The following is an 11,192-nucleotide window of genomic DNA, read 5'->3' on the forward strand; positions in this document are numbered from 1 at the left end:
CGCCAACAAAAACACCGGGGGAGCTTTCATGCTTCAAATCGCCAATCGAAAACTCGCGTCGCTCAGCGACGTGCTCTTCACCGGACTGGGCCGTGCGCTCGGTTTTCTGCGGCCGCTGGCACGCGGACTCGTCGGTTCCTGGCGACCTCCGGGGTGGCTGCGCATCGTGGGCGCCTTTCTTCTCCTCGGGCTGCAGTGGTTGCAGCAACGGCTGGCCTGGCTGGTGGTGCTGGCGCTGCTGGTGCTCGCTGGCTGGTTCGCCAGCCCGCATGTCTTGAAGTGGTGGCACGGCCTCACGCCAGATCGCGTCGAGCCGGTCGTTTCCACCGCGCAGATCGTGCCGCCGCCGCGCACGCAGATCGAAAACGACAAGGGGCCCAACCCGGTCGTCATCAACTTCACCGCCTCGGTCGCGCCGATCGCGCGCATCGGCCAAGAGGCGACCGGTGTCAGCATCGAGCCCGCCATCGCCGGGCGCTGGACGTGGAGCAGCCAGAAGAAGCTCGAATTCCTGCCCGCGCAGGATTGGCCGGTCGGCCAGCCCTACAAGGTGCAGCTCGCGAAGGACGCGCTCGCGCCGCACATCGAGATCGAGCAGCGCAGGTACGAATTCACCTCGCCCGAATTCAACGCGCGCATCGCGGGCGCGGAGTTCTATCAAGACCCGGTGCAGGCCAACGTGCGGCGCGCGCTCTTCCAGGTGCGCTTCTCGCACCCCGTCAACACGGCAGAGTTCGAAAAGCGCCTGGTGCTCACTTATGACCAGGCCTGCGGCACCTCGATCTTCACCGTGGGCAAGTGCGCGAGCGAGAAGTTCACCGTCAGCTACGACAAGCTGCGCCTCACCGCCACGCTGCAGTCCGAGCCGCTGCCCATCCCAGAGAAGACGCGCCCTGTCGTGCTGAGCCTCACGTCCGGCGCCGTCGCGCAGAAGGGCGGCCCCGCCCAGCGCAGCGACATCTCGCGCGCGGTCGACATCCCCGGCCTCTTCAGCCTCGACATCGCCAGCATCGACCCGACCATCGTCACGGGCGAGAACGGCGAACCCGAGCATGTGATGCACGTCACCGCCTCGATGCCGGTGCACGAGCGCGAAATGGCGCGCGTGGTGCAGGCCTGGCTCCTGCCCGCCACCGAAGAAGCCAAGGGCGACCCGGAAGAAAAATTCGACTGGTCCGCCGATCCGTCGAAGGTGACCGACGCCGTGCTGCGCCGCGCGAAGAAGATCACCCTGCAGCCCATCGCCAGCGAGCGCGAAGTGACCGAGATGGTCAGCTTCCGCCTCCCGCAAGCCGAGGGCGGCCGCTACCTGCTGGTGCGGGTGGCCAAGGGCCTGAAGACGCCGGGCGGCTACCAGCTTGGCGCCGCGCGGCAGGACGTGCGCCTGCTCAAGACCTTCGCGCCCGAACTCACCATCATGAGCCAGGGCTCGCTGCTCGCGCTCTCGGGCGAACGCAAGCTGCCGATCCTGGTGCGCGACCTGCCCGGCATCCGCCTGGAAATCGGCCGCCTGCTGCCGCAGCAGCTGCAGCATCTGGTCACGCAGACCAACGGCGACTTCGCGCACCCGCAGTTCTACGGCGGCCTGCAGTCGGACAACCTCGTGGACCGCTTCCAGAAGGAGATCCCGCTCAGCATCCCCGCCGGCAAGGCGCACTACGAAACCGTCGACTTCGCCGAGTACCTGCGCAGCGACGTGGCCGACCGCCGCGGCGTGTTCTTGCTGAAGGTGCAGGGCTTCGATCCCAAGGCCAAGAAGAAGCCCGAAGGCGATGCGACGCAAGCGCAGCCCGATGAAGAACAGCAGGAAGAGCAGCAACAGTACGAGGGCGACGGTAATCCCGAAAGCGGCAACCCCGAAGACCAGAAGGACCAGCGCCTGGTGCTGGTCACAGACCTGGGCATCGTCGCCAAGAAATCGCTCGACGGCACGCGCGACGTGTTCGTGCAGAGCATCGCCAACGGCCAGCCGGTCGCCGGCGCATTGGTCGAGGTGTGGGGCCGCAACGGCATGATCGTCGCGTCGCAATCCACCGATGCGACGGGCGCCGCCAAGCTGCCCAACCTCGCCGGCTACCAGCGCGAGAAGGCGCCCGTGGTGCTGGTCGTGCGCAAGGACGGCGACCTGAGCTTCCTGCCCTTCAACCGCAGCGACCGCACGCTGGACATCTCGCGCTTCGACGTCGGCGGCCTGCGCGCGGCCGGCGTGCCGAACCAGATGACCGCCTATGTGTTCAGCGACCGCGGCATCTACCGCCCGGGCGACACCATGCACATCGCGATGATGGTCAAGGCCGGCAACTGGGCCACGTCGCTGCGCGACCTGCCGCTGGAGGCCGAGATCATCGATGCGCGAGGCCTCAGCGTGCGCCGCGAGAAGCTCAAGCTCGGCCCCGGCGGTGCCGCGGAAATCGCCCACACCACGCAGGACACCTCGCCCACCGGCAACTACACCGTCAACCTCTACCTCCCGCGCGAGTCGTCGCCCGGCAACCCCGAGGTGGAGGGCCTGCTGATCGGCAGCACCACGGTGAAGGTGCAGGAGTTCCTGCCCGATCGCACCAAGGTCGTGGCCAAGCTCAGCAGCGAAGTCGCCGAGGGATGGGTCAAACCCAAGGACCTGAAGGCGCTCATCGACGTGCAGAACCTCTTCGGCACGCCCGCGCCCGACCGCAAGGTCGAAGGCACGCTCACGCTGAGCCCGGCCTTCCCGGTGTTCCGCGCGTTCGCCGACTACGCCTTCTTCGATCCGCAGCGCGCCACCGAGAAGCAGGTCGACGACCTTGGCAGCGTGCAGACCAGCGCCGAGGGCAAGGCCGAGTTCGACCTGCGCCTCTCGCGCTTCGATGCAGCGACGTACCAGGTGCATGTGCTCGCCAAGGCCTTCGAGCCCGAGGGCGGGCGCAGCGTGTCGGCCGAAGCGCAGACGCTGGTGAGCGACATGCCCTACCTCGTCGGCGTGAAGGTCGACGGCGACACCAGCTACGTGAGCAAGGGCGCCGCGCGCAACGCCACCGTGATCGCGATCGACTCGCAGGCCAGGAAGACGGCCGTGGACGACTTGAAGATCGAGCGCGTGGAGCGCAAGGTGCTGTCGGTGCTCGTGAAGCAGGACAGCGGCCTGTACCGCTACGAGTCGCGCAAGAAGGAAATCGTGATCGACGAGAAGCCGCTGGCCATCGCCGCCGCGGGCAACACCATCGCGCTGAACACCGCCACGCCCGGCAACTTCGCCTACGTGGTGCGCAATGCGGGCGGGCTGGAGCTGAACCGCGTCGAATACAGCGTCGCGGGCAACGCGAACGTCTCGCGCTCGCTGGACCGCAACGCCGAGCTGCAGCTCACGCTCGACCGCAAGGACTACGAGCCGGGCCAGGAGATCGAGGTGAGCATCCGCGCGCCATACGTGGGCGCGGGCCTCATCACCATCGAGCGCGACAAGGTCTACGCCCACGCGTGGTTCAAGACCGACAAGACCGCCTCGGTGCAGAAGATCACGCTGCCCAAGGACTTCGAGGGCACCGGCTACATCAACGTGCACTTCGTGCGCGACCCGGCGTCCGACGAGGTCTATATGAGCCCGCTGTCGTACGGCGTCATTCCCTTCGCCACGAGCCTGGCCAAGCGCACCGCGAACCTTCAGCTCACGAGCAGCGAACTGGTCAAGCCCGGCCAGACGGTGAAGATGAAGCTCACCAGCGACAAGCCCACGCGCGCCGTGCTGTTCGCGGTGGACGAGGGCATCCTGCAGGTGGCGCGCTACAAGACGCCCGACCCGCTCAAGCACTTCTTCCAGAAGCGCGCGCTCGAAGTGGGCACGCTGCAGACGCTCGACCTGATCCTGCCGGAGTTCAAGAAGCTCATGCAGGGCGCAGCCCCCGGCGGCGACGGCGAAGGCGAAGGCGAGCTGGGCAAGCACCTGAACCCGTTCAAGCGCAAGCGCGACAAGCCGGTGGCCTACTGGTCGGGCCTGGTCGATGTGAACGGCAGCCGCGAATTCAGCTACACCGTGCCCGAGAGCTTCAACGGCAGCCTGCGCGTGATGGCCGTCGCGGTGAACGACGAAACCACCGCCGCCAAGAGCACCCGCACCGTGGTGCGCGGCGACATGGTGATCCTGCCGAACGCGCCGCTCGCGATGGCGCCCGGCGACACCGTCGAAGTGGGCGTGGGCCTCGCGAACAACATCGTGGGCTCGGGCAAGGAGGTGCCCATCGCGCTCACGCTCACCGCCTCGGGCGGCCTCGAAGTGGTGGGCGACGCGACGCAAACGCTCAAGGTCAACGAGCGCGGCGAAGCGAGCACCAAGTTCAATGTGCGCGCCAAGCCGGGCGAGCAGGCGGTGCTGGGTTCGTCGGCGCTGGTGTTCACCTCCACGCACAAGACCTTCAGCGCGCGCCTGTCGACCGAAGTGAGCGTGCGGCCCGCGTCGCCGTTCGTCACGATGGTGCAGGCGGGGAGCTTCCAGCGCGCGGGCGAGCTCGCGAGCAAGGCCGACCTGTACCCGAACTTCCGCAAGAGCGACGTGGCGGTATCGGCGGCGCCTTGGGCCTTCGCGACCGGCCTCATGCAGTACCTGGAGGTCTACCCGCACGGCTGCACCGAACAGATCACGAGCCAGACTTTCCCGGCTGTGCTGCTATCGAGCCGCCCCGAGCTGGTCAAGGAAATGGCGCGCGGCCGCACCCCCGAGCAGGGCCCGATGCCCGAGGCGCGCAAGACCTTCGAGCGCTACCTCGTGCAGCTGCGCGCACGGCAGACGGCCGACGGCGGCTTCTCGCTGTGGCCCGGCGCGGGCACCGATGCCTTCGCCACGCTCTACGCGGTGCACCTGCTCATCGAAGCCAAGGACCACAAGCTGCCCGTGCCACAGGACCTGCTGCAAAAGGCCAACACGTATCTGCAGGGCTGGCTCGGCAGCGCCGACACGTCGCTCGATGGCTGGCGCCAGCGCACGCAGGCGGCGTACCTCCTCACGCGCCAGGGCATCATCGCGCCGGCCGCACTGGCCAACCTGCGTGAGGCCTGGCGCAACAAACAAACGCAAGGGTGGAGCGACGACCTCGGCGCCGTGTACCTCGCCGCGAGCTACCAGCTCGTGAAGCAGGAGCAGGTGGCCAACGAGCTCCTGAACCCCGTGTGGTCCGACCTGCTCGCGCGCACCGAGAAGAAGCAGCGCCGCAACGTCTGGGGCGCCTACTACGACCCGCTGGTGCACGACAGCATGACGCTGCACCTGGTGGGCCGCCACTTCCCCTCGCGCCTGAAGACGCTCAAGCCGGAAGTGTGGGAAGGCATGGGCGCGATGGTGCGCGACGGCTGGTACAACAGCCTGTCGTCGGCCTCGATGCTGCTCGCGGTCGATGCGTATTTCGAGGCGGTGGGCCAGAACGTCGAGGGCAAGCTGACGGCGCAGAGCGTCAACGCGCAAGGCCAGGCGGCGGCGATCGCGCTGGGCTCGGTGAACCCGATCACGCGCGCCGCGGTGCCGGCCGGCACGGCGAAGCTCAAGCTCTCGAACGACAGCGACTTCAACCTCTACTACAGCTGGGCCGAACAGGGCTTCGAGCGCAACGTGCCCGCCACGCCGGTGAACCAGGGCCTGGAGATCTTCCATGAAGTGCTCGATGCCAAGGGCAATCCGATCACCAAGGCCCGGCTCGGCGAAGAGGTCACTGTGCGGGTGCGCGTGCGCAGCCTGGAGCGCGCGCAGCTCAACGACGTGGCACTGGTCGACCTGCTGCCCGGCGGGCTGGAGCCGGTGCTGCAGGCCGTGGGCGACGACGAGGACGCCAATGCCGACGCGCCGATCTGGAAGAAACGCCTGGGCGGCGGCGGTTCGTGGAAGGTGCAGTACGCCGACATCCGCGAAGACCGCGTGGTGTTCTACGGCGCCGTCGACAAGAACCTGCTCGAAGTGACCTACAAGGCGCGCGCCACCAACGTCGGCGACTTCGTGGTGCCGGCCGCGTATGGCGAAGCGATGTACGACCGGCGCGTGTATTCGCGCTCGGCGGGTGCGCGCTTCCAGGTGGTGGCCAATTGACTTCGGCATTCCCCGCCTTGTCCCCTCTCCCGCTTGCGGGAGAGGGCCAGGGTGAGGGTGCAGCGCCGCCATGACCACGTTGCCTGATCAGCCGCCGTTGCCCTCACCCCAACCCTCTCCCGCAAGCGGGAGAGGGAGCAAGAGGGGAAGAGGCAGGAAGGCTGTGGTCGGCTTCGCAGCTGTGGCGTTGCTGCTCATGCTGCTGCGCTTCTGGCCGCACGCGCCCCTGAGCGAAACCGTCGGCAGCTCGCGCGCCGTGTACGCGCAAGGCGGCGAGCTCTTGCGCCTCACGCTCGCGGGCGATGAGCAATACCGCCTCTGGGTGCCGCTCGATCGCATCTCCCCGACGCTGGTCGATGCGGTGCTGCTCTATGAAGACCGCCGCTTCTACGCGCACCCCGGCGTCAACCCGGCCGCGCTCGCGCGCAGCGCCTGGCGGATCGCGAGCGGCGAGCGCAGGCAGGGCGGATCGACGCTCACGATGCAGCTCGCGCGGCGCGTCTACGGCATCGACAGCCGCACGGCGCTGGGCAAGATCGCGCAGATCGGCGCGGCGCTCTGGCTGGAGGCGCGCTTCGGCAAGCGCGAGATCCTCGAGGCCTACCTCAACACCGCGCCCTACGGCGGCAACATCGAAGGCGTGCAGGCCGCGAGCCTCATCTACTTCCGCAAGGACGCCGCCAAACTCAGCCTGCCCGAAGCGCTGACGCTCGCGGTGATTCCGCAGAACCCGGTCAAGCGCATCGCCGAGCGCGGCCGCAATGCCGAGCTGCAATCGGCGCGCGAGCGCCTCTGGGCGCTGTGGGCCGAGCGCGACCCGACTGCGAAGCAACATGCGCCTGACGCGCAACTCGCGCTCTCGGCCCAATCGCGCGGCAGCCTTCCCTTTCTCGCGCCGCACGCCACCGACATGCTGCTCGCGCAGGAGCGCGGCGAGTCCGCCGCCGGGCCGCCCCAAGGCGGACGGCGCCCCCTCGGGGGGCAGCGAGGACACGAAGTGCCGAGCGTGGGGGCTCCACAGAACGAGGTGCGCACCACCATCGACCTGCGCATGCAGGCCACGCTCGAACGCGTGATGGGACAGTACCTGCGCACGCACGCCGACGTGGGCATGACCAATGCGAGCGCGCTGCTGCTCGATGCCTCGACCATGCAGGTGCGCGCGCTGATCGGCTCGGCCGACTGGCACAACGACGCCATCGCGGGGCAGGTCAACGGCACGCAGGCCAAGCGCTCGCCGGGCTCCACGCTCAAGCCCTTCATCTATGCGCTCGCGCTCGACCAGGGGCTGCTGCATCCGAAGACCATGCTCAAGGACGCGCCGACATCGTTCGGCCCCTACACGCCCGAGAACTTCGACCATCGCTTCGCCGGCCCGCTGCCCGCGCAGGAGGCGTTGATCCGCAGCCGCAACATTCCCGCGGTGGCCGTCGCCGCAAAGCTCTCGAAACCCGGGCTCTACGACTTCATGCGGCTCGCGGGCGTGCAGAAGCTGCAGAGCGAATCGCACTACGGCCTCGCGCTCGTGCTGGGCGGCGGCGAGGTCACGCCCGAGGAGCTTGCGGGCCTGTACGCGACGCTGGCCAATGGCGGCATCTCGCAGCCGATTCGCTACACGCAGCCCGCGCCCGACGAGCGGCCCGCGCAACCGCTGCGCCTCCTGAGCGAAGAGGCGTCGTTCATCACGCTCGACATGCTGCGCCACACGCCGCGCCCCGACACCACGCTGCCCGCGCGCCCCGCCATCGCATGGAAGACGGGCACCTCGTGGGGCTTTCGCGATGCGTGGACCGCGGGCGTGTTCGGCCGCCATGTGCTGGTGGTGTGGGTCGGCAACTTCGACGGCGCGAGCAACCCCGCGCTGGTGGGCGTCGATGCGGCCGCGCCGCTCTTCCTGCGCATGGTCGATGCGCTGCGCGCCGAGCGGCTGGACCCGGGCGAAATCGCGGCGCGGCAGCCGCCCGATCTGCGACAGGTCGAGGTGTGCGCCGCGACGGGCGGCCTGCCCGATGCGCTGTGCCCGGTGCGCACCACGACGTGGTTCATCGCGGGCAAGTCGCCGATCCAGGTCAGCAACCTGCACCGCGCGGTGTGGGTGGACGAGACGACCGGCAAGGTGGTGTGCGGGCCGCAGCCCAATGCGCGCCAGCAGGTGGTCGAGCAATGGGGCAGCGACATGCGCCGGCTGTTCCGCCAGGCCGGCCTGCCGCGCGCGAGCCTGCCGGCCGATGGCTGCGAGAAGGGCAATGCCTCGGAGACGGCGCCGCTCATCACCTCGCCCCTGCGCGGCGTGCGGCACACGCTGCGCGTGAAGAAGCCCGAGCCGCTCGTGCTGCGCGCCGAGGCGGCCGCCGGCACGCAGGCGATCTACTGGTTCGCCGACGATGCATTGATCGGCAAGGCAGCGCCCGGCGAAGGCATCACGTGGATGCCCGACATGGCCGACTCGGGCCGGCGCTACGTGCTGCGCGCAGTCGACGACCAGGGCCGCGCCGAGTCACGTGAAGTAATCGTCGACATCGCGCCTTAGCGCATCGATGTCACGCCGCCGTCACGTGGGCTCGGCATGGTCTCGCGTTTCGACTGAACCTTTCTCCTGCCCATGACGCGTCTTGCCCCTCTTTCCTTCGTCGCCCTTGCCACCGCACTCGCCTGCGGCGGCGCGGCCGCGCAGACCGCCTTCCCCGCCACGCTCGCCGGCCACGCCGTGCTGCCCGCGCAGAGCTTCGTCGCCGCGCCCAAGGACGCGCCGGCCGACCTGCAGGCGAGCGGCAAGTTCACCTCGGGCAAGCGCGTCGAGGCGCTGGGCACCATCGAAGGGCTCTCGGGCGGCCGTGGCACGGGCGTGGCGGTGCCCTTCAAGGGCCAGCCGCTGCAGGGCCACTCGGGCATCAAGAAGATGGACGACGGCTCGTTCTGGATCCTCACCGACAACGGCGCCGGCGCAAAGGCCAACTCGCCCGACTTCATGCTCTACCTGAACCACTACAAGGTGGACTTCAAGAGCGGCAAGTTCAATCGCCTGAGCACGATCTTCCTGCACGACCCGGACAAGAAGGTGCCGTTTCGTATCGTCCACGAAGGCACGAAGCAGCGCTATCTGACGGGGTCGGACTTCGATCCCGAGAGCTTCCAGTTCGCGGGTGGCGCGCTGTGGATCGGCGAGGAGTTCGGCCCCTTCCTGATCAAGGCCGACCTCAAGGGCAAGGTGCTCGCGGTGTTCGACACGCAGGTCGATGGCAAGGTCGTGCGCTCGCCCGATCATCCGGCAGTGACGACGCCTGGCGTGCCCGGTGGCGCGGTCGATTTCCAGATCAAGCGCTCCAAGGGCTTCGAAGGCATGGCCTCGTCCAAGGACGGCAGCAAGCTCTACGCGCTGCTCGAAGGCCCAGTGTGGAACGCCGAGACCAAGGACTACGAGAAGCTCGACGGCAAGGAGGCGCTGCGCGTGCTGGAGTTCGACGTGGCGTCCGAGAAATGGACGGGCCGTCATTGGAAGTACGCGCTTGAAGCCAACGGCAACGCCATCGGCGACTTCAACATGATCGACGCCACCACGGGCCTCATCATCGAGCGCGACAACGGCGAAGGCACGAGCGACAAGGCCTGCCCCGAAGGCCAGAAGCGCGCCGACTGCTTCCACGACATCGCGAAGTTCAAGCGCGTCTACAAGGTCGAGCTGAGCGATGCGAACGTGGGCGGCGCGGTGCGCAAGATCGGCTATATCGACCTCCTGAACATCGCCGACCCGGACAAGCTCGCGCGCAAGCCGCTGAACGACGGCGTGCTGAAGTTCCCGTTCTTCACGATCGAGAACGTCGAGGTGATCGACGCCACGCACATCGTGGTCGGCAACGACAACAACCTGCCGTTCTCGAGCAGCCGCGAGCCGAACAAGGCGGACGACAACGAGCTGGTGTTGCTTGAAGTGGGCGCGTTGCTGCAGGCGAAGTAAACGCCGGGGGCGTCGGCACGGGGTCGGAAGAGATCGCGATGCGCCGGTGACGCGCCGCAGCTCAGCCGATGGCGCCGCCGGCGCCGATCATCAGCCGCTTCACGCCGGCCGCCGCACCGAAGCGCCGCCCGACAGCACGCCCTGCGTCATCGGCAGCGCCATGAAGTCGTGCGGAAAACCCAGCTTGATGGCGCTGACCGCGTCGAGGCGGTGCAGCGCCGAACTGTCGAGCGTCACGTCGAGCGCGCCCAGGTTGTCCTCGAACTGCGCGAAGGTGCGCGCGCCGATGATCGGCATCACCGTCGGCGCACTGCGGTGCAGCAGCCAGGCCAGCGCGATCTGCGCCGGCGAGCGGTCCTGCTCCTTCGCGATCTGCGCGACCACGTCCGCGATGTCGAGCGAGCGCGCATGCAGCGCGCCGTTGCCGGCCGCCACGTCCTTGCGCGAACCGGTCACGCCGGCCGTGGGGCTTTGCGTGTGGTCGAGGTCGGCGCGCGTGTACTTGCCGGTCAGCACGCCGCTGCCCAGCGGCGACCACGCCATCACGCCCAGGCCGAGCTCGTGCGCCATCGGCAGCAGCTCGCGCTCCACGGTGCGTTCGATGAGGCTGTGCTCGATCTGCAGCGCCACCAGCGGCGCCCAACCGCGCAGCTCGGCCAGCGTCTGCATGCGCGCGATCTGCCAGGCCGGCGTGTCCGAGATGCCCGCATAGAGCACCTTGCCCGAGCGCACGAGGTCGTCGAAGGCGCGCATCACTTCTTCGAAGGGCGTGAGGTCGTCCCAGATGTGCAGGTACAGCAGGTCGATGTAGTCGGTGCCCAGGCGCTGCAGGCTCGCCTCCACCGAGCGGACCATGTTGCGGCGGTGGTTGCCGCCCGCGTTGGGGTTGCCCGGCTGCATGTTGAGCGAGTACTTGGTGGCGACCACCACCGACTCGCGCCTGTCCGCGATGAACTGGCCGACCAGGCGCTCCGAGCTGCCGTTGGTATAGAAGTTGGCGGTGTCGATGAAGTTGCCGCCGCGCGCCACGTAGGCGTCGAACATGCGGCGCGATTCGCCGGCATCGGCGCCCCAGCCCCACTCCTGGCCGAAGGTCATGGTGCCCAGCGACATGGGGCTGACGCGCAGGCCCGAGCGGCCGAGGGTGAGGTAGTTGTCCAGCTTCATGGTGAATGTCCTTTCGAGGTGGGC

At 68.4% G+C, this 11,192-nt stretch carries 4 protein-coding genes; 3 read left to right on the top strand and 1 reads right to left on the bottom strand.

The window, feature by feature from the left end:
- The first annotated feature begins 28 nt into the window (after positions 1-28).
- The 3 genes from ACZYRS_RS01440 (at position 29) to ACZYRS_RS01450 (ending at position 10,001) form a co-directional block, all read left to right on the top strand.
- Complete coding sequence (locus ACZYRS_RS01440) at positions 29-6,046, top strand: alpha-2-macroglobulin family protein (RefSeq protein ID WP_463417850.1); 6,018 nt, start codon at positions 29-31, stop codon at positions 6,044-6,046.
- Positions 6,047-6,242: 196 nt separating this feature from the next.
- Positions 6,243-8,576, top strand: coding sequence for a penicillin-binding protein 1C (gene pbpC, locus ACZYRS_RS01445; protein WP_463422437.1), 2,334 nt, complete (start codon positions 6,243-6,245; stop codon positions 8,574-8,576).
- A gap of 72 nt (positions 8,577-8,648) precedes the next feature.
- Positions 8,649-10,001: an esterase-like activity of phytase family protein gene (locus ACZYRS_RS01450; protein WP_463417851.1), complete on the top strand. Its 1,353-nt coding sequence runs from the start codon at positions 8,649-8,651 to the stop codon at positions 9,999-10,001.
- A 99-nt stretch (positions 10,002-10,100) separates the two neighbouring features.
- On the opposite strand, the gene ACZYRS_RS01455 is transcribed toward ACZYRS_RS01450, so the two are convergent.
- The gene (locus ACZYRS_RS01455; RefSeq protein ID WP_463417852.1) at positions 10,101-11,168 is read right to left on the bottom strand and encodes an aldo/keto reductase; all 1,068 of its coding nucleotides are present in this window, start codon (positions 11,166-11,168) and stop codon (positions 10,101-10,103) included.
- Positions 11,169-11,192 lie beyond the last annotated feature (24 nt).

Source organism: Variovorax sp. AC194 (assembly GCF_979257995.1).

Coding starts and splice junctions, on each gene's coding strand:
- pbpC (WP_463422437.1), top strand. CDS start 6,243: ATGCTGCTGCGCTTCTGGCCGCACGCGCCCCTGAGCGAAACCGTCGGC.
- ACZYRS_RS01455 (WP_463417852.1), bottom strand. CDS start 11,168: ATGAAGCTGGACAACTACCTCACCCTCGGCCGCTCGGGCCTGCGCGTC.
- ACZYRS_RS01440 (WP_463417850.1), top strand. CDS start 29: ATGCTTCAAATCGCCAATCGAAAACTCGCGTCGCTCAGCGACGTGCTC.
- ACZYRS_RS01450 (WP_463417851.1), top strand. CDS start 8,649: ATGACGCGTCTTGCCCCTCTTTCCTTCGTCGCCCTTGCCACCGCACTC.